General features: G+C 61.9%; 23 protein-coding genes and 1 pseudogene. 16 read left to right on the plus strand and 8 right to left on the minus strand.

From position 1 onward, the window contains the following. Positions 1-1,500 precede the first annotated feature (1,500 nt). Complete coding sequence (locus tag BFN03_RS00005; protein WP_070377277.1) at positions 1,501-2,010, plus strand: hypothetical protein; 510 nt, start codon at positions 1,501-1,503, stop codon at positions 2,008-2,010. A gap of 212 nt (positions 2,011-2,222) precedes the next feature. Here the strand turns inward: BFN03_RS00005 and BFN03_RS00010 are convergent, their stop codons facing one another. Together BFN03_RS00010 and BFN03_RS00015 are read right to left on the minus strand one after the other, a co-directional pair. Further along, a complete protein-coding gene (locus BFN03_RS00010; protein ID WP_070377278.1) occupies positions 2,223-3,077 on the minus strand; it encodes an LLM class F420-dependent oxidoreductase in 855 nt (284 codons plus the stop codon). A gap of 51 nt (positions 3,078-3,128) precedes the next feature. Continuing rightward, on the minus strand, positions 3,129-3,449 hold the full coding sequence (locus BFN03_RS00015) for a GYD domain-containing protein (protein ID WP_070377279.1): 321 nt from the start codon (positions 3,447-3,449) through the stop codon (positions 3,129-3,131). Positions 3,450-3,533: 84 nt separating this feature from the next. On the opposite strand from BFN03_RS00015, the gene BFN03_RS00020 reads away from it, so the two are divergent. Continuing rightward, complete coding sequence (locus tag BFN03_RS00020; protein WP_070377280.1) at positions 3,534-4,349, plus strand: DUF72 domain-containing protein; 816 nt, start codon at positions 3,534-3,536, stop codon at positions 4,347-4,349. Between the two features lie 64 nt (positions 4,350-4,413). Beyond that, positions 4,414-4,899 (plus strand): hypothetical protein, encoded by a 486-nt coding sequence (locus tag BFN03_RS00025; RefSeq protein ID WP_070380467.1) that lies wholly within the window; start codon positions 4,414-4,416, stop codon positions 4,897-4,899. A 34-nt stretch (positions 4,900-4,933) separates the two neighbouring features. On the opposite strand, the gene BFN03_RS00030 is transcribed toward BFN03_RS00025, so the two are convergent. Beyond that, positions 4,934-5,362 carry an ester cyclase gene (locus tag BFN03_RS00030; protein ID WP_157109532.1) on the minus strand — a complete coding sequence of 143 codons (429 nt, stop codon included), beginning with the start codon at positions 5,360-5,362 and terminating at the stop codon, positions 4,934-4,936. 264 nt (positions 5,363-5,626) lie between these two features. On the opposite strand from BFN03_RS00030, the gene BFN03_RS00035 reads away from it, so the two are divergent. The 3 genes from BFN03_RS00035 to BFN03_RS00045 all read left to right on the plus strand — a co-directional run bounded on the left by BFN03_RS00035 (position 5,627) and on the right by BFN03_RS00045 (position 9,114). Then, the gene (locus BFN03_RS00035) at positions 5,627-6,292 is read left to right on the plus strand and encodes a SanA/YdcF family protein (RefSeq protein WP_070377282.1); all 666 of its coding nucleotides are present in this window, start codon (positions 5,627-5,629) and stop codon (positions 6,290-6,292) included. A gap of 69 nt (positions 6,293-6,361) precedes the next feature. Next, complete coding sequence (locus BFN03_RS00040; RefSeq protein ID WP_070380468.1) at positions 6,362-7,462, plus strand: VIT1/CCC1 transporter family protein; 1,101 nt, start codon at positions 6,362-6,364, stop codon at positions 7,460-7,462. Positions 7,463-7,641: 179 nt separating this feature from the next. Continuing rightward, positions 7,642-9,114: a DUF4185 domain-containing protein gene (locus tag BFN03_RS00045; protein WP_070377283.1), complete on the plus strand. Its 1,473-nt coding sequence runs from the start codon at positions 7,642-7,644 to the stop codon at positions 9,112-9,114. Between the two features lie 119 nt (positions 9,115-9,233). Here BFN03_RS00045 and BFN03_RS00050 read toward each other — a convergent pair whose 3' ends face one another. The 3 genes and pseudogenes from BFN03_RS00050 to shbA all read right to left on the minus strand — a co-directional run bounded on the left by BFN03_RS00050 (position 9,234) and on the right by shbA (position 12,325). Further along, entirely contained in the window at positions 9,234-10,889 is a 1,656-nt protein-coding gene (locus tag BFN03_RS00050) for an FAD-binding dehydrogenase (RefSeq protein WP_070377284.1), read from the minus strand. Then, positions 10,886-11,595 (minus strand): annotated as a pseudogene (locus tag BFN03_RS00055) (TetR/AcrR family transcriptional regulator). Before BFN03_RS00055 ends, BFN03_RS00050 begins: the two are co-directional and overlap by 4 nt. Before the next feature lie 43 nt (positions 11,596-11,638). After that, the gene (gene shbA, locus BFN03_RS00060; RefSeq protein WP_084385436.1) at positions 11,639-12,325 is read right to left on the minus strand and encodes an RNA polymerase sigma factor ShbA; all 687 of its coding nucleotides are present in this window, start codon (positions 12,323-12,325) and stop codon (positions 11,639-11,641) included. Between the two features lie 171 nt (positions 12,326-12,496). On the opposite strand from shbA, the gene BFN03_RS00065 reads away from it, so the two are divergent. Continuing rightward, positions 12,497-13,684 (plus strand): ATP-binding protein, encoded by a 1,188-nt coding sequence (locus BFN03_RS00065; protein ID WP_070380469.1) that lies wholly within the window; start codon positions 12,497-12,499, stop codon positions 13,682-13,684. 92 nt (positions 13,685-13,776) lie between these two features. Here BFN03_RS00065 and BFN03_RS20965 read toward each other — a convergent pair whose 3' ends face one another. Continuing rightward, the gene (locus BFN03_RS20965) at positions 13,777-14,103 is read right to left on the minus strand and encodes an IS3 family transposase (protein ID WP_070377286.1); all 327 of its coding nucleotides are present in this window, start codon (positions 14,101-14,103) and stop codon (positions 13,777-13,779) included. A 29-nt stretch (positions 14,104-14,132) separates the two neighbouring features. Next, a complete protein-coding gene (locus BFN03_RS00075) occupies positions 14,133-14,417 on the minus strand; it encodes a transposase (RefSeq protein WP_232320378.1) in 285 nt (94 codons plus the stop codon). A gap of 1,513 nt (positions 14,418-15,930) precedes the next feature. Between BFN03_RS00075 and BFN03_RS20525 the strand changes: the two genes are divergently transcribed. The 9 genes from BFN03_RS20525 to BFN03_RS00120 all read left to right on the plus strand — a co-directional run bounded on the left by BFN03_RS20525 (position 15,931) and on the right by BFN03_RS00120 (position 26,343). After that, complete coding sequence (locus BFN03_RS20525) at positions 15,931-16,800, plus strand: hypothetical protein (RefSeq protein WP_198163328.1); 870 nt, start codon at positions 15,931-15,933, stop codon at positions 16,798-16,800. Positions 16,801-16,995: 195 nt separating this feature from the next. Then, complete coding sequence (locus BFN03_RS00085; protein WP_084385437.1) at positions 16,996-18,192, plus strand: Ig-like domain-containing protein; 1,197 nt, start codon at positions 16,996-16,998, stop codon at positions 18,190-18,192. Positions 18,193-18,233: 41 nt separating this feature from the next. Then, complete coding sequence (locus BFN03_RS00090; RefSeq protein WP_084385438.1) at positions 18,234-19,397, plus strand: Ig-like domain-containing protein; 1,164 nt, start codon at positions 18,234-18,236, stop codon at positions 19,395-19,397. Positions 19,398-19,438: 41 nt separating this feature from the next. Beyond that, complete coding sequence (locus BFN03_RS00095) at positions 19,439-20,635, plus strand: Ig-like domain-containing protein (RefSeq protein ID WP_157109533.1); 1,197 nt, start codon at positions 19,439-19,441, stop codon at positions 20,633-20,635. A gap of 39 nt (positions 20,636-20,674) precedes the next feature. Beyond that, positions 20,675-21,844: an Ig-like domain-containing protein gene (locus BFN03_RS00100; protein WP_070377292.1), complete on the plus strand. Its 1,170-nt coding sequence runs from the start codon at positions 20,675-20,677 to the stop codon at positions 21,842-21,844. A gap of 39 nt (positions 21,845-21,883) precedes the next feature. Further along, positions 21,884-22,744 (plus strand): Ig-like domain-containing protein, encoded by an 861-nt coding sequence (locus BFN03_RS00105; RefSeq protein WP_070377293.1) that lies wholly within the window; start codon positions 21,884-21,886, stop codon positions 22,742-22,744. Positions 22,745-22,782: 38 nt separating this feature from the next. Next, positions 22,783-23,631 (plus strand): Ig-like domain-containing protein, encoded by an 849-nt coding sequence (locus tag BFN03_RS00110; RefSeq protein ID WP_070377294.1) that lies wholly within the window; start codon positions 22,783-22,785, stop codon positions 23,629-23,631. A 40-nt stretch (positions 23,632-23,671) separates the two neighbouring features. Further along, positions 23,672-24,886 (plus strand): Ig-like domain-containing protein, encoded by a 1,215-nt coding sequence (locus tag BFN03_RS00115; protein ID WP_198163330.1) that lies wholly within the window; start codon positions 23,672-23,674, stop codon positions 24,884-24,886. 38 nt (positions 24,887-24,924) lie between these two features. Beyond that, positions 24,925-26,343, plus strand: coding sequence for an Ig-like domain-containing protein (locus BFN03_RS00120; RefSeq protein WP_084385441.1), 1,419 nt, complete (start codon positions 24,925-24,927; stop codon positions 26,341-26,343). The last annotated feature ends 86 nt before the right edge of the window (positions 26,344-26,429 follow it).

The raw sequence follows: 26,429 nt of genomic DNA on the forward strand, positions 1-26,429 counted from the left end.
GCAAAGATGCCGCGAGCGAGCGATCTCCTGGCGAATCATGTTCCGCACCAGTAGGTGAACTCGAACTCGAGATCGATCTGTCGGGGCGGACCGGTTCAACGATGATCGAAACAGTCGCGCGCTGGGGCAGGCGGGCACCCGACTCGAGGACGTCGTGTACAAGTTGATGGGTGCGCATCGCTCATTCGATACCCCCCGTGCAACTGGCCGTACCCGCTTACGCGCCGGACCCGAGTGACGGTTCCGTGCCCGAACTCGATATGACAATCAAGATGCGTGAACTCCACTGCGTGGCAACGCATTGCCTTGGTCATCGTGCTAGTGCGATGGCAAGCAACCCGCCTGGGTCGCGAGTCGGGTCGACCAGAACCAGTCTCAGCGTTCGGCGACTGAGAACACCGCCCACAACTCGGAGCGCCACGCTAGTACGTTGCGCGGCAACGGAATCTAGTTCTATAGTGCCTCGTCAGTATCGATACCAAGAGCACGATGCCTTGGAATTTCCCAGAATCATCAAACTGTGGTTGGTGTAGGGAGATCGATGCCCTAACCACTTCCGAAGGTCATCCGTGATCTCTCGCTTGTCGGGAAATCACGGATGCTGCTGCCCGCACTGGGCCAATCAGAGAGAGCGAAACAACCATGAGAACCGATTCACCGTTGGTCCACTATTGCAGCGGCCACTACCCTCGCTGCAGGAACACTCCTACTTCCTGCTGGTGTCGCATCAGCAGCGGATGTCACCGGCACCGGCGACACCGGTCACGAAGCACATCGACTTCGGGGTCAGCTGTTGGTCGTCGAATGGGCGTTTCGCGCCGTTCCTGAACGGCAATAACGACTCCACAAGCAAATGGGGCGTGGAGATTCAAGCGCCGAAACTGGTTACGGCCGGAAAAGAATTTTGAATACAAGATAACCTTGGATCCAGTTCAGATGAGGCGAAAAGACGCTTGGGGTAACTATAAGGGGAATGACAAACACCCGACCTCGTGGGTGACGGCTCCGCACGAATTCCCAGATTGGATTCGCGAGAAGATCGACATTGCAATCCCTTCGGGCGCGGAGTTGCTAAATTATCAAAACTAGTTCGGATGATGCCGAGATCACTCGTGTGGATTACGCCGGAAACCCGAGCGATAGCGGCCAGTTGCTGCGGGTATGGAAAGGACAAGTCACCGAGGGCACTCTCAAAACTCCCACTGGAAATGGCCCTAACGCTCTGCCCCTCCCACCTCAAGTCAACTCCAGAGTCCATGACCAAGAGATCGATCCTCGTTCTGGACTCACAAGCCCTGTCAATATCAAGTCGAAAACTCAATGGCCGGTGATCACAGTTACAATGAGGGCAGGCGACGAGGGATCCGTAATTGAGCCAAGCCTGCGCAGTGCGGATCCTCACGCTGACGAATATGGGCGGCCGGAGAATTTTTTCACGTTCCAAACGATTGGGGTACCTCTGACGGCACAGCCGATGTCGATGGCAGAATCCTAAGCCCCATGAGTATCCGCTGTGCACCGCGGGACACTCCCAACGCCGGCACGGTGAATGCCGGCGGCATGCCGCTGACAACGATTCCCGTGGTCGGAGAAGCAATTCCGGGTAGTTATCGGACAGCCGGACCAACCGGTGGCAAGACTTGCGACTGGACACGAACCGACACCGACGCAAACATTGTCGAGCGAGGAACCACCCTCGATTCGACTACGGTGACGATCGAACCGACCGACGGCGGATTCACCACAACCAACTGCGCGCCGTGGAATCCCGTCAACTTGGGCACCGCCGATTCCGATGCACCGAAAATTCCTGGGTACAACTTCACGGGCGCGGTAGGAGTTGACCTCCAGCCGGGGTCGTATCTCAGCAACGGGTCGAGCGATGGAAAGAAGTCCTGGCCTCTGGTCCCGTCAGGACGGTTCCGGGGTTACCTTCAACTCGGGAACGACAATCACAGATCCGGTCACGGTCACAAATCGAACCCACCGACGGGAGATTTCAATCTCTAGGCTGTGGCGATTGGACGCCCCTCAGCCAGTAGACCAGGGCTGAGACGAAGCCGCTTGCAGCAGTCTGCGCTGTCGGCGCCCGCTCGATCGTCGAGTGGGCGCCGATACTGCACGAGAACGATTGTGCGAAAGTGGGTTCGGGACGCCGATGCCCCAGCGGGCTCAACGCTGGGGATCCACCGTTCTGATGAGATTGCTCAATGCAGCGAAACTCAGATTCCCAGCGCGCCGGCCAGCTCCCGCAAATCAGCAACAGGATCGTCGGCTATGGGGAGTACCTGAATGGCTACGTGATCGGCTCCAGCATCGAGGTGTTCCCGCAGTCGCCCGGCCACATATTCGGTGTCACCGTGCGCGACGAGGGCGTCGATCAGGTCGTCACTGCCGCCGCCGGCGATCTGTTCGTCGGTGTAGCCGAGTCGCTTCAGGTTGCTCACGTAGTTGCGTAGGTGCAGGTACGGGTTCTCGACCGCATCGCGGCCGATCGGACGCGCGCGGCTGGCATCGGTGTCGAGAACTACCTTGTGCTCGGGCGCGAGAACCGGCCCCGGCCCCAGGAGTTCACGGGCCTCACGGGTGTGCTGCGGGGTGGTGAGGTAGGGGTGGGCGCCGGCCGAACGCGCCGCCGAGAGGGCGAGAACCTTGGGTCCGAGTGCGGCAAGGACACGTCTACTCTTCGGCACACCTGCGCCGTCGAGCACGTCAAGGTATTCGACCAGCGCGGAGTACGGTTTGCTGTAGTTCAGGCCGGGTTGTTCCGGGTGGCCGACGCCCACGCCGAGGAGGAATCTCCCCGGGTGGCGCGACTCGAGCCGATGGAACGAGTCCGCGATCTGCTGGGCGGGGGCGGTCCAGATATTCGTAATACCGGTTGCGACGGTGATGGACGAGGTCGCGTCCAGAAGTTTCTCGGCGACCTCCAGGTCTGCCGGCGGAGACCCGCCGATCCAGACCGCTCCGTAGCCGGCGTCCTCGATCGCCTTCCCGACATCGGGTTGCAGTCCAGCAGCGTGACGCCAGATGCCGAATTGTCCGAGCTGGGGGGTTTCTTCTGTGGTTTGCGTCATGTGACGTGCACTCTTCCCTTCGTCCTCATGGATTCCCCCCGAGGGTGTTTGTCAGGTGCCGGGTGGCCTGTACTCGGCTTCGCGTCGTACTGCCTCATCGACTTGCTCGGGCGTCAGCAGAAGCACGGATTCGGATCTCGCCGCACCGGACGCGGCGGTGCGGATTCCGAGTGTTGCGGCGGCGACTTCGTCCGGTACCTGTCCGATCACGAACAAGTCCTTGCCGCCGAGCGCGAAATAGCAGGATTCGACCGTGCCCCCGACGCTTTCGACCATCCTCGTGATCTCCTGGCGTCTCGCGGTTCCACCTTCGGCCAGCAAACCCTGAGCGCCTTCGTGCGAGTACGTGACCTGCCAGAGATATCTCGGCATCGGTGCCTCCTCGATTGTGGGGACATTCTCATGGTTCTCCGCAGAGCGGTCACATGCAATAGCTACCGGCGATAAGGTCATGAGATGGCGAAGGCCAGGGTGGGCATCTCGGGCTGGACGTACCCCGGTTGGCGCGGTGACTTCTACCCGGAGGGTCTGGCTCACCGCAAGGAGTTGGCCTATGCGGCGGGGCGATTGACCACCATCGAGATCAACGGATCGTTCTACGCGCTGCAGAAGCCGGCGAGCTACGCGAAGTGGCATGACGAGACGCCGGACGATTTCGTGTTCGCGGTCAAGGGGAGCCGCTATATCACCCATATGAAACGGCTCGCCGACGTCGAGGCCGCCTTGCCGAACTTCTTCGCGTCGGGTGTTCTGGCACTCGGACCGAAACTCGGCCCGTTCCTGTGGCAACTGCCGCCGACATTGGAATTCGACGAAGCGAGGGTGAGTCGGTTTCTCGAACGGTTGCCCCGCACAACCGATGTCCTCGCGCGGTTGGCCCGCGAACACGATGACAAGCTTCGAGACGGCAGTGCGCTCACCGAGTGCGACGCGAGTCGCCCCGTCCGGCACGCTGTCGAGGTCCGGCATCGCAGCTTCGACTCACCTGAGGCGGTCGAACTTCTGCGCGCCCACGACGTGGCGTTCGTCGTCGCGGACACCGCCGGCCGATACCCGCTGGTAAAGACGCCGACGAGCGACTTCGTGTACGTACGCCTGCACGGCGACGCGGAGCTGTACGCCAGCGGCTACAGCGACGATGCACTGGACCGGTGGGCCGACGACATCCGCGCATGGACCGATTCCGGACTCGACGTGTTCGTGTACTTCGACAACGACGTGAAGGGATACGCTCCATTCGATGCCCAGCGGATGAGCGCCCGGTTGGCATGAGTTGTCGCGGGCACATGGCACAGTGGCCGTGCATCATGTGCGCGACGAAATGAGACGGGACGAGATGAGAAAAGCCAGCGTATGGCCCGCCCAGTGGCCGACGATTCCGCGGGAGATCGCGGAGGCCGTAGACGCTGCTGTCGGGGCAGCGGTCTCCTCGAATGTCGCCGCGTTCTTCGAGGCAACCGAGGATCTCGCCGCGTTGCCGGCCGAGCGGGTGCGGGTCGTGCTGGCCGCGATCGTTCGCGAGATTCTCGAGACGATGCATCCTGACGGGCTCACGGGTGAGGACGTGCAAGAAGTGCTCGCCCACGCGGTGGGGGTGGCGCGCACGTGGATGCCCGATGTCGATGTCGCGTCGTTCGTCGCCGTCCTCACCGGCGCACTCGGCGTCGCGGAAGCGGACGAATCCGATCTACCGACATCTGCTGTACCGTCGGCGATCCTGTTGATCGCCGACCTTGTGTCGAGCGCGCAGGTGTCCGTACACGACTACGTTCGTCGCGCGCTCGACGAGGTTGCGCGGGCCGAGATCGTTGAAATGCCTTGAGGTGAAGGGATTTGGAGTGTCTCTCCTCTAGGGATCAGCCGCCGTCGGAAGTGAGCCCGAGGCCTTCGAGGAAGCTGTACTTGTCCCAATCGACCCAGGTCTCGACGAGCTTGCCGTCTTCGTACCGACCCGTGTCGACCCCGGTCCAAGTACTTGTCTTGCCAGTGGCGGGGAGGCCCTCGAATTCGCCGGTCTGCTTGGCGGTCATTCGGAATCGCGAGCAAACGTAATCCCCATCCTGAACCTGTAGCAGGATCTCGAGTTTCACGTCTGAGAACGCCTCGTGGAATTGCGCTAGCAGATCCCTCCATTCGGACAGCGACTTGGTCGACGTGCCACCCGCGGCGTCGGGCATCTGATGGTTGATGTAGTTCTCGGCCAAATAGTCGTCCGGGCCGTGCGGGGTATTGTCACCCCAGAGTTCGAGGAAGTGCTTCGAAGTCGATTTGTGATCAGTAGCCATGCTGACCTCCTGTGTGGCGAGCAGAGTCTCCACATTTCAGACTGCAATAGTTCACGGCAATTCGCTAGAGGACATCGGGTAACGGAATGACAATTCACCGAATCGCATTGGACAACGGAGACGGACAGCAGCTTCTCTTGCGGACACCAGCGTCTCGAATAGTTCCTCTGTCGGCTTTCCGAAATTAGTTGCTGCGGAGTTGATTTCTACAATGTTCCGGTCGGGCAACGATTGGGCCGGATATTGCTGTGGTTGGATGATGGTATGGAACGACGGGTGATCCGCCGGCTGGTCGGTGCTGGAGCGGGATTCGTCGTCCTCGTGGGGTTCGTCGTAGCGGCCTCGGCGGTGTGGACGTCGCGCCAGGCGTCCGGCCATATCTACGACGTCGGTGCCGCACCCCGCGCACCCGTGGTGATCGTGCTCGGAACGCTGGTGCGCGACGGCAGACCCGGGGAGTACTTGACCGGTCGTCTGGACGTCGCACTGCAACTTCTCCGTGACGGTCGTGCGGAGGTAGCTCTGGTCTCGGGAGACGGGGCGGGCAGGTCGGGCGACGAGGTTGCGGCCATGACAAAGTACCTGGTCGAGAAGGGGATAGACCCGAGTCGCATCGTCGGCGATCCCTACGGTCTCGACACCTACGACACCTGCGTCCGTGCTACCCGAACGTATGGTGTCGGCAAGGCGCTGATCGTCACACAGTCGTTCCACGTGCCGCGAGCGGTGGCTCTGTGCCGAGGAGTCGGGATCGACGCCGACGGTGTAGCCGCCGGCTGCGATTGCAGCACCATCACGATGGCCCGGAATACCGTGCGCGAATGGCTAGCCCGCCCCAAAGCCATTCTCGACCTCCTGACCGGACGAGACCCCGTCGTCGTTTCCGAATCAGATGATGTGCTTGGCAATGCCCTCGACGTAGCGGGCTGACGAAGATCGGCTATTCAGGGACGGTGAAATCGGTAGGCTGCTTTCCGGACGACGAGCGGAGGCGTGATTATGGTTTCCCCGACCGATTCGGGTGCGAGACCCGACCCGACTCCCCGAGAAGTCCGGAGGTGGCGTCGCTACCTTGCGGACGAGCGCGCCGAAGCCGCGGTCTACCGGGATCTGGCGAAACGACGGTCAGGTGAGGAACGGGAGATCCTGTTAGCGCTCGCCGAAGCGGAGGGCCGGCACGAGGCCCACTGGCGCACCCTGCTTGGCGAACAGGTCGGAAAGCCTGTTCGGGGAAGCCTCCGGACCAGACTCCTCGGCGTGCTGGCCAGGCGGTTCGGCTCGGTTTTCGTGCTCGCGCTCGCCCAGCGCGCCGAAACCCGCTCGCCGTATCCAACGGACTTGGACGCCACCGATGCGATGGGAGCGGACGAACGCATCCATGAGGAAGTGGTGCGGGCGCTCGCGACGCGTGGACGCAACCGCCTCTCCGGCACCTTTCGGGCAGCCGTGTTCGGCGCCAATGACGGCCTGGTCAGCAACCTCGCCTTGATCCTCGGTATCAGTGGTAGCGGCGCTTCCAACGAGATCGTCTTGCTCACTGGACTTGCCGGGCTGCTCTCGGGGGCTCTGTCGATGGGCGCGGGCGAGTACGTATCCGTGCGGTCGCAGCGTGAGCTCCTCGAGGCATCGATGCCAGGGAAGGGGGCCCGGGAGGCAATCCCATTGCTCGATGTAGACGCCAACGAGCTCGCACTCGTCTACCGGGCGCGTGGCATGTCGGTGGCGGAAGCCGAGAAACAGGCAGCCGAAGTCTTGCGGGAAAGCGATCAGCTCGATCTCGTTTCGGAGGACGATACGGACGATGCGGTCGATGCGCATGAGGCCATTGGCACCGGCCTCGGTGCCGCTGCGGCGAGTTTCTGTTTCTTCGCATCCGGTGCAATCATCCCAGTTCTGCCGTACCTCTTCGGGATAGAAGGCACCACCGCGGTAATCGTCTCCGCAGCGTTGGTGGGCGTGGCACTGCTCTCGACCGGCGTCGTGGTGGGACTGCTGTCGGGTGCTCCGCCTATCAAGCGAGCGCTGCGCCAGCTGGCAATCGGATACGGTGCCGCCGCAGCCACCTATCTTCTGGGCATGTTGTTCGGTGCGAGTATCTGAACGATCCTCGGTTCGACGGTGTAGCCGGCAACGGGCACAGACGACGTCCGCGCCAGGCAGCCGGCAAAATTCTCGCCGAGGTTGCGCGTGGTGACCTGATGAGTGGCGCCGCGCGGTGCTACCTTCCACTCTGCGGTGGTGCCGCGCCCGAGCGGCAGGTCCAACGTAAAGGGGGCGGAATGTCGAAGCGGGTGATCGCGTCGTTCGCGGCTGTGGCGGTAGGTTCGGGTGCGATCATCTACTCGAATCAGAGCGATGCCGTGGCCGAGCCCGAGGGGCTGTGGAACGGGATGCCAGGTAGCGGACCTTGCGCCGCCGAAGTCTCGAACGAGACGGCGTCTCTCATCCCCGAGAGGCTGGAAATCCCGATTCCGTACCCGAAGATCACGACGATCCCGTATCCCGTGGAGCCCAAGGACCCCGTCCGTGTTTCCCAGGAATTGCCGGCCGACCCGTGCGCCGACCCGTGCCCTGACTTGACCGACGAGACCGCTCCGGATCCCGGGAATCTGTCTAGTGTGCTCGACATTCCGGATGTCAGCTTGAAGTTCACGCCGTTCCACCTTGGAATCCCCGTGCCGGGAGCCGATATTCAACTGCCTCCGCCACCACCCGTGGTCCACCCGGCGACTGTGGAGGCGCCGCGCAGTCCGGCGCCGCAGGCTCCGAAGATCGGCGAGGTGACTCGCGTTGCCAAGGTGACCGGGCCGGGTTCGGTCAGTCGCACAGACAAGCGCTACCAGGTGAACGGCACCGATCTCGGAATCATGTGGGAATCTGCACCTGACCAGATCGCCATTGCGTTCGGTGACACCTTCGGTAAGGGTTTCACTCCACCCGGAGGTCAGGGCGGCGACTGGCGTAGCAACGTTCTGGGGTTCAGCTCCGACCGCAACCTGGCGGATGGGATGAGCTTGGACAGTATGGTGCTGGACAGCCGCTGCCATGCGGCAGAGGTCCTGGGCAGCCGGAAGCTCGACAACGTCGAGATCACGACCATTCCGACGTCGGGATTCGCCATCGGAGACAGGCAGTACATGAGCTATATGTCGATCCGCACGTGGTACAGCATCCCTACCACGTGGTGGACGAACCACGGGGGTATCGCCTACTCGGACGACGGCGGCTCCACCTGGACGAAGGACCCGTACGCGAAGTGGGAGAACATCTTCGGCGTGACCAAGTTTCAAGTCGCGTCGATGGTGCCTGTCGGTGATTTCGTCTACATGTTCGGCACCCCCAACACGAGGCTGGGCTCGGTCGGCCTCGCCCGCGTTCCGGTCGACCAAGTCTTGAACACTTCTGCGTACCAGTACTGGCAGAACGGCAACTGGACACCGGTCGGAGGTTTCACGGAAGCGACACCGATTGTCAATGCTCCCGTCGCGGAACTATCTGTCCGCTACGACGAGGCCACGGGGAAGTGGCAGATGGCATATCTCGACACGTCGAAGCTGGCCATCGTTCTACGTGAGTCCGACTCGCCGCAGGGCGCCTGGTCCGAGGGCGCCCGGATGGTCAGCGTTACCGAGTACCCGGAGCTGTATGGCGGCTTCATCCACCCGTGGTCGACCGCCGACGATCTGTACTTCACCATCTCGACTTGGTCCGACTACAACGTCTTCCTGATGAGGGCGAGAATGGGCGACTAGCGGTCGTGGCAGCGGACTGTGGCCGATTACGGGGTAGGCGGGACACGATTGTTCGTGTCCCGCCCATCATCTCCGCAACCGGAAGCACGAGGCTGCCGGGGAGTCGTACCCGGTGCCGCCTACAGCTTGCGGGCTAGCGCGCGGCCCGCAGCCCGGCCCGAGAAGATGCAGCCACCGAGGAAGGTGCCTTCGAGTGCGCTGTATCCGTGGACGCCTCCACCACCGAACCCGGCAACTTCCCCGGCGGCGTACAGACCTTCGAAGGCGGTGCCGTCCGGCCGGATCACCTGAGAGTCGAGGTCGGTTTCGAGGCCACCAAGGGTCTTCCGGGTGAGAAGGTGCAGCCGTACCGCGATCAGTGGGCCATTCTTGGGGTCGAGCAAGGGGTGAGGGCTCACGACTCGGGTGATCTTGTCGGAAAGCAGGTTCCGCGCATTCTGGATCGCCATGATCTGGAAATCCTTGCTGTAGCTGTTGTTCACCTCACGGTCTCGGGCGACTATCTCACGCTCGATGTCCTCGTAGGCCACCGGTGCTTCCGGGGTGATTGCGTTCATGCCGTCGACAAGTTCGCGCAGGTTGTCACTGACGACGAAGTCGGCGCCGTTCTGTTTGAACGCTTCGACCGGTCCGGGCGCACCCTTCTTGATTCGTTCGGCCAGGAGCTTGAAATCGCGTCCGGTGATGTCAGGATTCTGCTCGGATCCCGACAGCGCGAACTCCTTCTCGATGATCTTCTGATCGAGGACGAACCAGGTGTGATGGTGACCGCTGCTCATGATGTGCTGAAGCGTTCCCATGGTGTCGAACCCAGGGAAGTTGGGGCTCGGCAGTCGTTTGCCGTTGCCGTCGAACCACATCGAAGACGGTCCGGGGATGATCCGGATGCCGTGGTTCGGCCAGATCGGATCCCAGTTCTCGATGCCTTCGACGTAGTGCCACATACGGTCGCGGTTCACGATGTTGCCGCCGGCGTTCTCGGTGATTTCCAGCATCCGGCCGTCGACGTGTGCCGGGACCCCTGTGAGCATGTGCTCGGGAGCCGTTCCGAGGCGGGCGGGCCAGTTCTTCTTGACCAGTTCGGGATTCCCGCCGATGCCACCCGACGTGACGACCACTGCCTGCGCAGAGAATTCGAACTCCCCGATTGGGGTGCGGGAACTCTTCACACCGCGAGCCTCGGTGGAGGGTTCGAGGACCGTGCCACGTACGCCAGTGGCGGCGCCGTCGGTCACGACGATTTCATCGACCTGATGGCGGTGCTTGAACGTGACCAGTCCCCGCTTCGATGCCGCGAGGACACGGGTGAGGAAGATGTCTACGACACCCGGACCGGTGCCCCAGGTGATGTGGAAACGGGGAACGGAATTGCCCTGCCCGAGAGCGCTGCCACGCCCACGTTCCGCCCAACCGACATTCGGCATCAGACGTAGGCCGAGGTCGTGGAGGTATTGCCGCTTCTCGCCTGCGGCGAACTCGACGTACGCCTGTGCCCACTGTCGTGGCCAGCGGTCCTCACGGTCGCGGTCGAATGCGGCGGTGCCCATCCAGTCCTGAATCGCCAGTTCGTACGAGTCCTTGATGCCCAGGCGTCGCTGTTCGGGGCTGTCGACGAGGAACAGTCCGCCGAGCGACCAGAAGGCCTGTCCGCCGAGGTTCGCCGAACTTTCCTGGTCGACGACGAGGACTTTCCGACCTGCCTGGACCAATTCGTACGTGGCGACGAGTCCTGCCAGCCCGGCTCCGACAACGATCGCATCAGCTTGTTCGGTCACGAAGACTCCTCTGTCCTGTGGTGTGTTGAGTGTTGGTGGTATCGGGTTCGGTGTATGCGGCCACGACGTGGGTGAAGAGGTCGAGGCGGAGTTCGCGTGCGGACGCGTTGTCATCCTCGATCAGGCACTGGACCGTGGTGCCGTCGTGCAGGGCCACAAGTGCCCTGCCGAGCACAGGAGGATCGCCGACGATGCGGCGCCCGAGGCGGGTAAGCGCCTTCTCGAGAATGGGCATGATGGTGTGCAAGATCGTCTCTTCACGGGCGGCGAGTGCCTTCTTGAGCGACGGATTGCGCAGAGCGTGGGCAGTGAACTCGGCGTTGATCCGGTACCAGTAATCGTCCACCGGGACGGCGTCGAGTACAAGTGCTGTGCCGGTCCGCAGCTTGTCGTCGGGGGTGAGCTGGGCGAGGGCCACGGTGGAGGAGTCGGCTGCGTCCCGGATTCGGTCGAGCATCGAATTGGAGCGTTGCTCCCACATGGCGAAGAACATCTCGTCCAGCGACGCGAAGTTGGAGTAGAACGCGCCGCGGGTGTAGCCGGCGCGTTCACAGACCTGCTCGACGGTCGACCGGCCGAATCCGTTCTCCGCGAAAACTTCGACTGCGGCGTCGAGAAGGCGCTGACGAGTACGTCCGCGTCGTTTCGTCACTCGCCGGGGTGCATCGGCGACAGGTTCGGAGGAGCTCGACGGTGATGTCGGCATAGCGCCTCCTCACGATCCGGGTTTGACGGGAACGTTCGATACGCTAGTGCATCGGATACATTCTCGTATGCTTTTTTTGATCGCTGTTCCCGGTTCGAGCGGATTCTGCTCTGACTGTGCAGCGCGGTGCTCGCGGATGATGCTGTGACGCCTCTGAGCTGATCCGGGCCCTCAGGTGGTTCAGTGCCCGGTGCTGTGCGACGCGGACGGCGCCTGGAGTGGTGCCGAGGACGCGGGCAGTCTGTTGCGCCGACATTTGCAAAACAATGCGCATGAAGAGGATCTGCTGGTGGCGGGTCGAGAGGGTTTCGACGAGCGAGCTCATGCCGCTGTGCCAATCGCCGCGTAATGCGCGGTGTTCCGGTCCGTCCTCGACACCGATCGAATCGATGGCGTGTGCGGTTGCTACGCGCGCGGTGGTGGCGGACCATCGCGCGGCGCGGCGCCGAGCGTCGCATACTTTGTGCGCCGCGATGCCGAAGATGAACGACAGCAAAGACTTTCCCTGATCCTGATATGTGGGAAGTGCGCTCACCAACGCTAGACAGACCTCCTGGGTGACGTCGTCGGCGCCGGTATTCGACCCGTCGCCGGTATCAAGTCGGGTCCTGCAGTAGCGGTACACGACGGGGTAGGCGACGCGCAGGACCTCTTCCACGGCATCCGTGTCCCCGGCCGCGGCGCGCGGCGCGAGTCGCTCCAACTCGGCTCTGACGTCCACTTCGATCATGACTTCCTCCCCGCTGGTGTGTACGTATCCAGCATCGACGGAACGTACGAGCGGTGATAGGCACCGCAGGGTGGGAATGTGCCCACTCCTTGACGAGAACTCCATAACGAGATCTAGGACACGCGCTAGATCGGCGCAGATTCTGTGACAGAGGTTGTTACCTTCATGGCCATGGATCCCGTCCGCAACCCGTATGCGCCAGGTGCCGGGCAGCGGCCGCCGGAACTCGCTGGACGAACGAGGCAACTCGACGCGTTCGACGTCGTGCTCGAGCGGATCGCGCGTGGCCGTCCTGAACGCAGTGTGATGCTCACCGGCCTACGCGGGGTCGGAAAGACGGTACTGCTCAACCATCTGCGCTCGGCGGCGATTTCGCGTCGATGGGGAACTGGGAAGATCGAGGCTCGTCCAGACCAGGAGTTGCGCAGGCCGCTGTCGTCTGCGTTGCACATGGCGGTTCGAGAGATCGCCGGTTCGCATCGCTGCCCCGACCGGGTGGAGGAGTTTCTCGGCACCCTGAAATCGTTCGCGCTGCGCGCGACGGCAGACAAAGGTATGCGGGAACGGTGGCAGCCGGGTATCGACGTACCGGCCGTGAAGGGACGCGCCGATTCCGGGGACATCGAGATCGACCTGGTGGAGTTGCTTCTCGACGCATCCTCATTGGCCCGAGACGTTGGTGTCGGGATCGCATTGTTCATCGACGAGATGCAAGATCTTGGCGCCGCCGACGTCTCGGCTATTTGCGGCGCCTGTCACGAACTCAGTCAGGACGCGGCACCGCTGATCGTGGTCGGTGCGGGCCTGCCGCATCTTCCCACCGTGCTGTCGGCCTCGAGGAGTTATTCGGAGCGGCTCTTCAGTTACCACCGCATCGACCGCCTCGACCGGTCGTCGGCCGATCGGGCTTTGATCGCGCCGGCCGATCGCGAGGACGTGAAGTTCTCCGCCGAGGCGCTCGACGCATTGTATGCGGCTGCCGACGGCTACCCGTATTTCGTTCAGGCGTATGGCAAGGCGACGTGGGATGTGGCTGCGGCGAGTCCGATCACCGAGGAGGATGTTCGAGTAGCTGCTCCGAGGGCGGAGGAAGAACTCGCGGTCGGCTTCTTCGGCTCGCGGTACGAGCGCGCCACACCCGCAGAACGCGAGTACATGCGAGCGATGGCCGATCTCTCCGCGGATGACGGGCCGGTTGCAACGGCGGCAATCGCCTCCGAACTCGATCGCAAGCCCGCCTCGCTGTCACCCGCGCGGGATGGGTTGATCAAGAAGGGTCTGATCTATTCGGCCGAGCGTGGATCGATCGGATTCACCGTCCCGCACTTCGGTCAGTATTTGCGCGCGCAGAGCGACTAACTATGCAAGGCAGCAATTTTGGGATTGCTATAGATCATTGCGGATCTCCTCAACAACGCAGCTGAACCGAAATATGCAGTTTTGCAGTGTATTTAGAGGATTTTCCTGACATCAGGACCCGAACTCGAGTTCACACGCTTGCTACGGCAGTGGATCTGCACCTGGAGGCCTTCCTCTTTCCAAAGTCGATGGATCTTCTTCTTGTTCACCAACAGTCCCTCGTTCTGACGCAGATGTGCCCATGCGCGCCGAAATCCATGCAGCGGGTGTTCCGTGGCGTAGCGGCGAAGCCAGGCCCGCAAGTCGGCGTCGGGATCTGGTTGATCGTGCGCTGCGGGAATCCGCCGAAACGTTGATCGGGCGAGCCCAACAGCTTTGCATGCCAATCGTTCCGAGATACTCAACGTGGAGGTCAGCATCTCGACTGCGCGGCGCTTGGCTGCTGGGCTCAGAATTTTCCCTTGGCCACCTCACGTAGTGCGTCCTTTTCCAACTCGGCTTCGGCGAGTTGGCGTTTGAGCTTGCTGTTCTGTTTCCGGAGCTGTTCGAGCTCTTTTGCGGCTTCGGTATCTACGCCGCTGTACTGGCGTCGCCAGTTGTACAGCGTCGCTGTCGATACCTCGAGGTCGGCGGCGATCTGCTCCTGCGTCTTACCTGTAGCGGTCAGCTCGTCTGCCCGCCGCAGCTTCCGAACGATGTCCTCTGCAGAGCTCCGCTTCCGTTCAGCCATCATCTCCATCGTCCTTCCACCCCCAGTCTTGGGGGCGAGAGGACTCTAGACAAAGTGAAACAAGCGCGGAAGTTTGCCCCCTGAGGCTGGGATCAGCGGGACTCCAAGACCGGGTGGACCAGCTGGGGGAGACACACCGCAGGTCGGGGATTAATTGGACTCTAAAACGTTGTGGAACCGTTCATGGGAGACATGCCAAGATTCGTCAAAAAAATTGTTGACATGATTCTTGGTCGGAGTCACACTCGATGCGGTCCTCAGTCGTCTGTCCGGGTACACAGCAGGAGAAGGGGACAGGAAGATGCCAAGAAGCAGGTGCCGGTCGGCACGAGTACTTCCTTGGCATGACGAGTATGTCCGCCCCTAGCGCAGGTCTGTAAGGACAGTTGATGAATCGAGTCCATTCCTCACCAGTCGTGGCAGGAGTAATTCACTCCGCACCGGCACCTTCTCTGCAGGGGTCTTGTGCTTCCTACATGTGGCATGGGCCGATGTCGACGCTCTCCCCGGGTTGACAGCTTGCGGGTTTTCTTCGACTGAGAGGTCCCGCTAGTCGGTCCAGCCGGCTCTGGAGCGGCCGGCGAATGATTCGCGTCGTTTGACAGCGCGGTCGACGGGTGCTGAGCACGGGTGCGTGTGCCCGTCTCGTGGAAGTAGCACACAGTCCAGCGCCTGTGCTGCTAGACGCCCTTTGAAGTTGGCAACGGTCGCTCAGGGTCTCGAGAACGAACGCCGAACTCTTGTCGCTTCGCAGGTCCATCGTCGGTGGGCAGCCGGGGAGTGCGCATGCCTCGATGGCTCGCGAGAAGCCGAGTTGCGATTTGGTGGGCAATGGTGGGATCAAATCAAAAGCCAATGCCTGCAACGTATTAAATGTATCTACGGCGATTACGGAACCGAGGCGCATTCGCTCGCGATCTGTTCGCCGGTTCTTCCCAACGCGGTGGTTCGTCGCGTTCGCTGTAGCTGCCCGCACAGTGGCCTATGCACGCCTCTTTCATCCCGGCATCTTGTTCATCGAGTTGCCCGACCTCACTCGGCAGGTAGTGAGGCTCTAGTTTCATCCTGACTCGTCAATGGGGACAGGATAGTTCGGATCAACGACGCCGAACTGATAGTGCGGCCGCCACTCTCACCTCGACTGGTCTCATGTCGCTTGCTCTTCCTCCTCGTCGGCACGAACTGATTCTAGAGTTCGAGTTCGAACTCGCGTTCACCTTTGGCGCTGAACATGATTCGCTATGTTCTCGCACGTCATCGGCAGATTTGCGAATAGTGCTTGGCGTTTCAACTACTGTGAGTTGCGGAATTTATTGCGGCGGTTGACAAGTGGGATACGTCCAAATACTGTCCCGTACACATTCCGGGAGCGGAATGCTCAGTCACATCTCCTACGAACAATCACTGCCTCCGGCCGAGCTGGTCGGCGAACCCTGCGAAGACCATTGGGAGGGATCTCGAGACATGTGTTGCCGCAAGCGAGTTCAGCCAGCTTTGATTCCAAAGAGAAGGTAATATGAAGGTATCAGTTTGTTCTCGGCTTGCTGCTGGGATAGCCGGGTTTGCTGTGGTCGGCGGCATCGCCGGCGCTGGCATCCTCTCGTCCACACAGCCCTCAACCAGCACCACGGCACCGGACATTCAACTTGCGGGGTTCGCGTCGGATCTCGGCGACTACCTGTTCCCCGGCATTGGTCAGGCCGCTGTCGACGCCGCCACCCGAGCCAGCGAGACCGGGGACCCCAAGGAGGCCTTCGTCCGGCAATTCCCCAACCTGGTCAGTCCGACGCTCTCGGTAGTGAGCTACTTCCTGCCGTGGGATCCGATCGCCCTCTATGCATCGTTCTATGCAATGGAGCAAGTGCTGAATACGGGTGAGCTCTTCCCGAGCGGCCTTACCAATCCGGGCCATGATGTCTCGATCTCGGACCTGAGCGCCAAAGACAGGGAAGATCTCGCCAAGAACCTGGACGTAATCGACAGCAACCTCCGCAAGATCGGAATTGACGTCGACAACCTGGACCCCAACAAGGTGCGCTCGATGCAGTCCGTGCTGGACTCTCTCGGCGCGAAGTTCGACCTGCAGTCTGCTGTCGACGAGCTGAAGTTCGCACGTGGCGTCCTCAACCCAGAAGATGCCGACGGTGGGACCTCGGATGAGGGGACCTCGGACGACGGGACCTCCGATGAGGGGACCTCGGACGACGGGACCTCCGATGAGGGGACCTCGGATGAGGGGACCTCCGATGACGGGACCTCGGACGACGGGACCTCCGATGACGGGACCTCGGATGAGGGGACCTCGGATGAGGGGACTACTAGTGGCAAGACCACCGGGAGCGTGGACATGATTCGCCACGCGCCTCGGGATACGGCCACCGAATAGGGAGGCCGTGGAAAGGGCCGCATCCGGCATCGGGACCACCGACGATGCCGGATGCGGACCCAAGTGGTGCTTGTTGTCTCTGTAGCCGTCGCGTGACGGGTCAGGGGTTGGCGATACCCGGCCGGAAGTCTTGCATGTTTCGCGCTGTTCCCTCTAATCGGTGCCCTGTCTCGAATTGCTATCGATAGGAAACGCATGTCTGGCACGACTATTCGTCGCGTGGTCAGTGTCGTCAGTGCCATGGCCGTGGTCGCAGGTTTCGCGGTGACGACTGGTGCCGGCGTTGCGGGTGCAGAGTCCGGATCGGTGTCGTGGACTTCCGGAAAGACCAAGTTCACCCGAACGATCAGCAATGTGAACCCTTCAGTCAACTCCAGGGTCACCGTGCAGACCAAAATCGAGAAGAAGTTCGGCAGTTCGGCGGAGTACATCTACGAGATCACGGACAGAACCCCTACATGCTGGAGCTTATTGTCGGCGAAGGTGAACGGGTATCCCTATCAATCGGTCGGCCGCGGCCCAGGGGGTTATGGCGATACCCCCGGTGCCGCGAAACTCGCGGCTGGCATCTTCGATTGGCCGATCCGCCCCATCATCAGTCCGAAGTCGATTCTGTTCGAGTTCACGTACAACGTGTGGAGCAACTGTGAGCAAGGTGTTCCATTCGACACGGGGATGAGCTACAAGGGCTCGCACGGCACCAGCAACTTCAAAACCAAGGGCCCGAGGGTCACGATCGGTAAAGTCCCCACTACCACCGAGTTCGGCGATGTGCCGGCCGAAGTCCACCTCGGGCAGTCGGTGCCGCTGACGGCGACCGTCACCGGTGGAGCCAAAGGCGACACCGTCGAGTTCTATGACGGTGCCACCAAGATCGGGACGGCGGCTCTCGACGCCAAGGGCGTGGCGTCGTTCGAGTGGACTCCGGACACGGATGGTGAGCACAAGCTGTCGGCGAAGTACCTGGGGACCTCGCGGGTGGGGGGCTCTCAGTCAGGTGTGCAGACCGTGCAGGTCCCGACCCCGGACGCTGAGACCACCACGGTGCTCACTGGCCCGTCGAGCGTGCAGACCGGCGCGGAGGTGAATTTCGAGGTGCAGATCTCCCCGATCCCAGAGGGTGGCATCGTGCAGTTCAGAGACGGTGACACCGACTTGGGTATCCCGGTACCGGTGGTCGAAGACGGCATGGTCAGCATCACCCGCACCTTCGATTCCGCTGGCACCCATGACATCACCGCCGTCTACAGCGGTGCACCGGGCTATGTCGGTTCGACCTCCGAGGCGCTTACCGTCACGGTCACCCTCGACGACGACGGCGGCGGGAACGACGACGGCGGCACCGACGACCCCGTAGGCACAGGATCGGCGGGCAACACCTTCGGATCCTGACACCCGACTACGAAGCGCGCTGCAACATCGAGAGGAAAGAGATGTCCGGCAGGAACATACGACGTGTGGTCGGCACCGTCGGTGCCATGCTGATGACCGTGGGTTTCGCTGTCACGGTGGGCGCCGGAGACGCGGGTGCGGCTCCTGTCACGAAGTCGTGGTCCGACGGAAAGAGCAAGTTCACGCGGACGATCAGCAACGGGAATCCCAGCCCAGGAGACACCATTACCGTGTCGACCAAGTTCGAACGGAAGGTCGGTGGTGCGCTCGAGACTATCCACGAGGTCACCGACGTGCACCCGCAATGTCTGAACGCCCTGTCAGTGAAGGTGGACGGGAAGAGCCACGATATCGCGAACCGGTACCCCCAGTGGACGCAGGTCAGAGGGTCTTGGACAGTGCACCCGATCATTTGGGAGAAGTCGCACACGTTCGAGTTCACGTACCGGGTCGAGTGCGGGGGCGGTCCGCTGACGACGGGAATGAACTACACGAGTTCACGCGGTATACATTCCTACGAGTCCAAGGGGCCAGAAATCACGGTCGGTCAGAGCACAACCAGCACCATCCTCGAAGTGCCGGGCGACCCGCAGGTCGGTAGTCCGGTGCGATTGAAGGCGACCGTTTCCGGCTCGTTCGTCAACCATGGCATCGGTTCCGTCGTGTTCTACGACGACACCAGGATGATTGGGACAGCACCCTTGACGGATCAATTATTTTGGGGTGTGTCAACGTTCGACTGGACACCGGACACAGAGGGTTTGCACAAACTGTCTGCGAAATATGTGGGCAACTCGGAGATCCGAGGTTCGCAGTCGAACGTGGAGACCGTGCGGGTTTCGCCGGCCCCGGACGCCGAGACCACCACGGTGATCAGGGGACCGGCGACCGCGCAGACCGGCACCGAGGTGATCTTCGGCTCGCAGGTCTCCCCGGCCCCCGAGGGTGGCATCGTGCAGTTCCGGGACGGCGACACCGACTTGGGTAGTCCCGTGCCGGTGGATACTGACGGCAGAGCCAACATCACCCATACCTTCGACTCCGCTGGCACCCATGACATCACCGCGGTCTACCGCGGAGCACCGGGCTATGTCGGTTCGACCTCCGAGGCTCTCACGGTCACTCTCGACGACGACAACGACGGCGGCGGTGGCACCGACGAGCCCACCGGCACAGGATCGGTGGGCAACACCTTCGGATCCTGACACCTGACTGTGAAGCGCGCTTCGTGATCGAGAGGAAAGAGATGTCCGGCAGGAATATTCGCCGCATGATCAGTGCCCTGGGTGTCGTGGCGGTAACCGTAGGATTCACCTTGGCCGCCGGCGACGTAGCCAGTGCAGATCAAGGTGAGGTGTCCTGGAAAGAAGGCAACACCAAGCTCACCCGAACGATCAGCAATGTGAACCCTCACGTCAACGAGAGGGTTACCACGAAGACGAAGATCGAACGGACTGGTGGGGTGGTGATGTACCTCAGAGAGTTCACGGATATCACCCCTACATGCTGGGAAGTGTTGTCGGCGAAGGTGAATGGGGAGTCCTATAGTCACGGCACTACCGCGGGTGCGGCACAGGTCCGGGGAGGCGCTATCCAGTGGCCGATTCGCGGCCTGGTCAGCAAGAATTCGCGAACAATCGAGTTCACGTACAGGGTCACGGACAGCTGCAAGCGCACCGATACCGTGGACACGGGGGTGACCTACGACACATCGCTCGGCAAAGGCGGCAACAAGACCAAGGGCCCGAAGGTCACGGTCGTCAAAGATCCCACGACCACCGAGTTCGGCGATGTGCCTGACGGTGTGCAGGTCGGGCATTCGGTTCCGCTGACGGCGAACGTGACCAATGGAGCGCAACAGATAGTCAGTGGTGACGTCGTCGAGTTCTACGACGGCACCACCAAGATAGGAGAGGCCCCAGTCGGAAGGGGGTCTCACTACTGGACGGGCACGGCGGTTCTCGACTGGACACCCGAGACGGACGGTGCCCACAGCCTGTCCGCGGTATACGTGGAGACCTCGAGGGTCGCGCGCTCGGAGTCGAGCAAGCGGACCGTGCAGATTTCGCCGGCCCCGGACGCGGAGACCAGAACAGTGGTCACCGGCCCGTCGAGCGTGCAGACCGGCGCGGAGGTGAACCTCGAGGCGCAGGTGTCCCCGACCCCTGAGGGTGGCATCGTGCAGTTCAGGGATGGTGACACCGACTTGGGTATCCCGGTACCGGTGGATGCGGACGGCAAGGCGAACATCACCTACACGTTCGATTCCGCTGGCACCTATGACATCACCGCCGTCTACAGCGGAGCACCGGGCTATGTCGGTTCGACCGCTCAGCCCATCAGGGTCACGGTCACCGACAACGACGGGGATGGCGGCACCGACGACGGCGGCAACACCGATGGAGGCGGCACAGGATCGGCCGGCAACATCTTCGGATCCTGATTCGACCACGAAACACGCTTCACCATCGAGAGGTAATAGATGTTCGGCAGCAACATACGTCGTGCGGTCGGCGCCGTGGTGGCAGCCGCAGCATTGGTTGCCACGGTCGGGGCCGGTCCCGCGGGCGCAAAGGACGAAGACGAATCGGTGTCATGGACGGACGGCATGACCAAGATCACCCGAACGGTCAGCAATGCGTACCTTCGAGTCGACGACACCGTCACCGTGACAACCAAGTTGGAGAAGAAGTTCGGCGGTGTGACGGAGTTCATCTACGAGGTAACGGATGTGCACCCTGCGTGTCTGATGTTTGACTCGGCGAAGCTGGATGGTAAGTCCTTTGGAGTCGGCACGGGTGCCGATTGGGTGAGGTTCAGTAGCAACAGAATCAAGTGGCCGATACACCCGGTCGTCGGTACGAGGTCGCGCACGTTCGAGGTCACGTACAAGGTCGGATCGAGTTGTGAACGCAACGTTGAGCTGGACACGGGAATGCGCTACGTGAGCAATCTCGTCACCCGTAAGCACAACACCAAGGGTCCGGCCATCTTGGTCGGGTTGGACACCTCCAAAACCGAGTTCCGCTCTGTACCGACCGATGCGCAGGTCGGAGAGTCGGTACCGCTCGACTCGAAGGTGACCGGTGGTAACGCCGGAGAGACCGTCGAATTGTACGACGGTGCCACGAAGATCGGGACGGCCGTGCTCAACCGCAGTGGTGTGGCTCTATTCGACTGGACACCGGATAGGGAGGGTGCGCACACACTGACCTCGAAGTACCCGGGAAACTCGCACACCCGGAGCTCGCAGTCGAGCTTCGAGACCGTGCAGGTCTGGGCTGGGTACGCCGAGACCGCCACGGTACTCAGGGGACCGGCGACCGCGCAGACCGGCACCGAGGTGATCTTCGGCTCGCAGGTCTCCCCGACTCCCGAGGGTGGCACCGTGCAGTTCCGGGACGGTTTCGCCGACCTGGGTACCCCGGTACCGGTGGATGCGGACGGCAGAGCCAGCATCACCCACACGTTCGATTCCGCTGGCACCCATAACGTCACCGCCGTCTACGGCGGAGCACCGGGTTATGTCGGTTCGACCTCCGAGGCGCTCACCGTCACGGTCACCGACAACGACGGGGATGGTGGCACCGACGACGGCGGCAATACCGATGGAGGCGGGCCAGGATCGCCCGGCAACATCTTCGGATCCTGACACGAATACCGATCACACCGCATCATCGAAAGGAAAATCATGCCCGGCAGGAACATACGTCGCATAGTCGGTGCCCTCGGTGCCGCCGCGGTGGCCGCAGGACTCGTGGTCGCCGCTGGTGCCGGTGTTGCCGGTGCGGCAGACAGTTCGGTGACGTGGACCGATGGAAATGCCAGGCTCACCCGCAGTTTCGGCAACATAAAACCTAGCGTGGGCGACGATGTCACTGTGACGACGAAGTTCGAATGGTTCAAGGGTTCGGTCTTGGATAATGAACAAGTCCATGACATTTGGGACATACACCCGGAATGTCTGACCTTCAGATCGGCCAGGGTGGACGGGAAGCCATATGACCCCTATACCCAGGGTGCAGATTTCGTGAGGGTCAGCGGCTCGTGGTATGTAAATACGAATCAGTCGCACACGTTCGAGTTCACGTATCTGGTTGGGCCGAACTGCGACCGCAACGTCCCGCTGACGACGGGGATGCGCTACCTCAGTAGCCGTTCCGACGGAAACATCAATGCCTACACCGATGTGGGCCCGGGCGTCACGGTCAGGTTGGACAGCTCCAGCACCGCCCTCGATACTGTGTCGTCCGACGTGCAGGTCGGGCAGTCGGTGCCGCTGACGGCGACGGTTACCGGTGGTGCCGCCGGAGAAGCAGTCGAATTCTACGACGGTCCTGCCAAACTCGGCACGGCCCTGCTCGACGGCACTGGTGTGGCGTCCTTCGGCTGGATACCGGACGTGGCGGGCAGACACGGTCTGTCCGCGAAATACCTGGGAAACCCACAGACGGAGAGCTCTCAGTCGAGTTTGCAGACCGTGCAGGTCTCGAGCAACTCCGGCATCGAGCCCGGCATGACGGGGTCGCTCGGCAACATATTCGGATCCTGACCCAACCACAATCACGCTTTTTCATTGAGAGGAAATTGATGTCTGGCACGAACATTCGTCGCAGAATCGGTGCCCTGGGCGCCGTGGCGGTGGCCTCAGGATTCGCGGTCACCGCCGGTGCCGGCGTCGCCAGTGCGGCACCCGACACGGTGACCTGGACCGATGGTGACCACACGTTTACTCGCACGATCAGCGACGCAACCCCCTACCCGGGAGACACCGTCACCGTGTCGACGAAGTTCGAAACCAACGCCTTTGCCCTTATCGAGTACATCACCCTGGTCAACGACGTACACCCGGAATGCTTCACGTTCGAGTCGGTGGAGGTGGACGGGACGCCCTACGATCTCGACAGCCAGGATGCCGTTGGGGCGCAAATCACGGGGGCGTGGGAGTGGAGCAAGTCTAGAAACCCCTCGCACACGTTCGAATTCACCTACGAGGTCGGCGAGAACTGCGATGTCAACGTTCCGCTGACGACGGGAATGCGCTACTACGGTGGGGGTAGCCATGCCTACAACACCATGGGCCCGACTGTCACGGTTACAAAAGACCCCACGACCACCGCTCTTGCTGACGTGCTGGCCGATGTGCAGGTCGGGCAGTTGGTACCGCTCACGGCGACCGTGACCGGCGGCTCCACCGGTGACGACGTCGAGTTCTACGACGGCGGCACCAAGATCGGGACAGCTCAGCTGGGCAGCCTTCGCATGGCAACACTCGACTGGACGCCCGCCACAGGTGGTGAGCACAGACTTTCCGCGAAATATGTTGGTGCCCAGCGGACACAGAGTTCGGAGTCGAGCGTGCAGACCGTGCAAGTCTCGAGCGCCCCGAACGCCGAGCCTCCAGGTACGGGGTCGGCGACCAACATCTTCGGATCCTGACCCACCCACTACGCGTGTTTTGATCATCGAGAGGAAATTCATGTCTGGTAGGAACATTCGTCGTGCGGCCGGCGCGTTCAGTGCCGTGGTGGTGGCTGCGGGGTTCGCGTTCACCGTGGGTGCCGGCGTCGCGGCTGCGGATTCCCAATCGAAGTCGTGGACCGACGGGAAGAGCAAGTTCACCCGCACGATCAGCAACGTGAACCCCCACGCGGGCGACACCATCACCGTGACGACGAAGTTCGAACGGAAGGTCGGTGGTGTGCTCGAGTACATCCACGAGGTCAATGACGTGCACCCGGAATGCCTGACGCTCGAGTCGGTCAAGGTGGACGGCAAGTCCCCTAACTCGAATCTCGTGAGCGAGGGTACCGACTACGTGAAGGTCAGGGGAGGCAACAGTACGTGGGTCGTGCACCCGATCATCAGTCCGAAGTCGCACAAGTTCGAGTTCACGTACAAGGTCGGTGCGAACTGTGACCGTGGCGCTGCGTTGAAGACGGGAATGCGATACTCGGGCTCGCTCGGCAGCGGTACGTACAACACCAAGGGGCCGGCCATCACGGTTGGGTTGAGCAATTCCACCACCGCTTTGGACGCCGTGCCGGCCGATGTGCAGATCGGGCAGGCGGTCCCGCTGAACGCGACGGTGAGCGGTGGCGCCACCGGCGACACCGTCGAGTTCTACGACGGCGCAACCAAGATCGGGACGGCCACGCTCAACGCCAAGGGTGGCGCAGCGTTCGACTGGACGCCGGACACGGAGGGTACCCACACATTGTCGGCGAAGTACGTGGCTACCGCACGAGTGGCGGGTTCGCAGTCGAGTGTGCTGACCGTGCAGGTCTCGCCAGTGCCGGATGCGGAGACCACCACGGTACTGACCGGCTCGTCGAGCGCGCAGACCGGCGTGGAGGTGAGTTTCGAGGCGCAGGTGTCCCCGGCCCCTGAGGGTGGCACCGTGCAGTTCAAGGATGGCGACATCGACCTGGGTGGCCCTGTGGCGGTCAGCGAGAACGGTACGGCGAGTATCACTCACACCTTCGATGCTGAGGGTACTTATGACATCACCGCCGTCTATAGCGGAGCACCGGGATATTCCGGATCGACCGCCGAGACCGTCACCGTCACGGTCACCGACGTGGTGGACGGCGGCCCCGGGGACGGTGGACCCGGCGACGGAGGACCCGGCGACGGAGGCGGCAACACCGACGACGGCGGCACAGGATCGTTGGGTAACACCTTCGGATCCTGATCTGATGCCAAGCGCGCTGCATCATCGAAAGGAAATTCATGTCTGGCAGTAATATTCGTCGTGCAGTCAGTGCCGTCAGTGCTGTGGTTGTGGCTGCAGGGTTCGCGGTCACCGTGGGTGCCGGCGCCGCGGGTGCGGCTGAAAAAACAATGAAATGGTCCGATGGGTACAGCAAGTTCACCCGGACGGTCAGCAACGTGAACCCCCACCCGGGAGACAACGTCAGCGTGTCGATAAAGTTCGAACGGAAGTCTCCTGGCGCCGTTGAGTACATCTACCACGTAAAGGACGTGCATCCGCCGTGTTGGCAGTTCACTGGGGCGGATGTGAACAGTATTTACTGGGGAAGAACTTCCACGGGCAGTATTACCAAAGGTACGGCCAAAGGCATGGATTACGCGGAGGCCAACAGAGGTAGCGTCGGCGACTGGCCGGTGTACCCGAATGTCAATCCGAACAAACGCACATTCACGTTCCACTACAAGGTCGGCGACAACTGTGATTACGACGTTCCGCTGAAGACGGGGATGAACTACAGCGGTTCACTCGGCAGTGGCAGCTACAACACCAAGGGGCCAGACGTCACGGTCTCACTCAATCCCAGCACCACTGTTCTCACTGTGCCACCCGATGTGCAGGTCGGGCAGACCGTACCCCTGACGGCTACGCTGAGTAACTCCTACAATTTCCCGAACGACATCGAATTCTATGACGGTCCCACCAAGATCGGGACGGCTACGTTGAACGGCTTCAGGGGGACGGCGACATTCGACTGGACACCCGACACGGTCGGTGAACACAAGCTGACCGCGAAATTCCTGGGGGATACGAGGACCGCGGCTTCGCAGTCGGACGTGACCGCGCAGGTCCTGGACGCCGAGACCAGCACGATGCTCACCGGTCTGCCGACCGCGCAGACCGGCACGGAGGTGAGTTTCGAGGCGCAGGTCTCACCAACCCCCGGGGGCGGTATCGTCCAATTCAGGGACGGTGACAGCGATATGGGGCTCCCGGTGCCGGTGGATGCCGACGGCAAAGCGAGCATCACCCACGCGTTCGATTCCGAAGGCACCCATGACATCACGGCTGTCTACAGCGGCACGGCCGCAGTCGCCGGTTCGACATCCGCCGGCCTCTCGGTGACGGTGTCTTCGATCGAGACGACCACGGTGCTGACCCTACCCGCGTCCGCGGCGAGGGGCGTTGCGGTGGACCTCTCAGCGACGGTCTCCCCGAACCAGACGGGTGGTACCGTGCAGTTCTTCGACGGCACCGTCCCGATCGGGGACCCGGTACCGGTGACCGATGGAATAGCAACGCTGTCACATGCTTTCACCGAGTCGGGTGATCACCAAATCACCGCGATCTTCCATGGAGCACAGGGCCAGCTCGGCTCGACCGCGCAGGCCGGTACGGTCACCGTCGCCGACTGGCCTGGAAGCATCTTCGGATCCTGACTTGGCTTCACCACCCGTCCATCTGCGTTCGCAGAATCCGGTCCGAAACCAGTTCACCTGGTCGAGTAGCAGTTCGTCACCGACGA

It is taken from the genome of Rhodococcus sp. WMMA185 (genome assembly GCF_001767395.1).
GTDB lineage: Bacteria > Actinomycetota > Actinomycetes > Mycobacteriales > Mycobacteriaceae > Rhodococcus_F.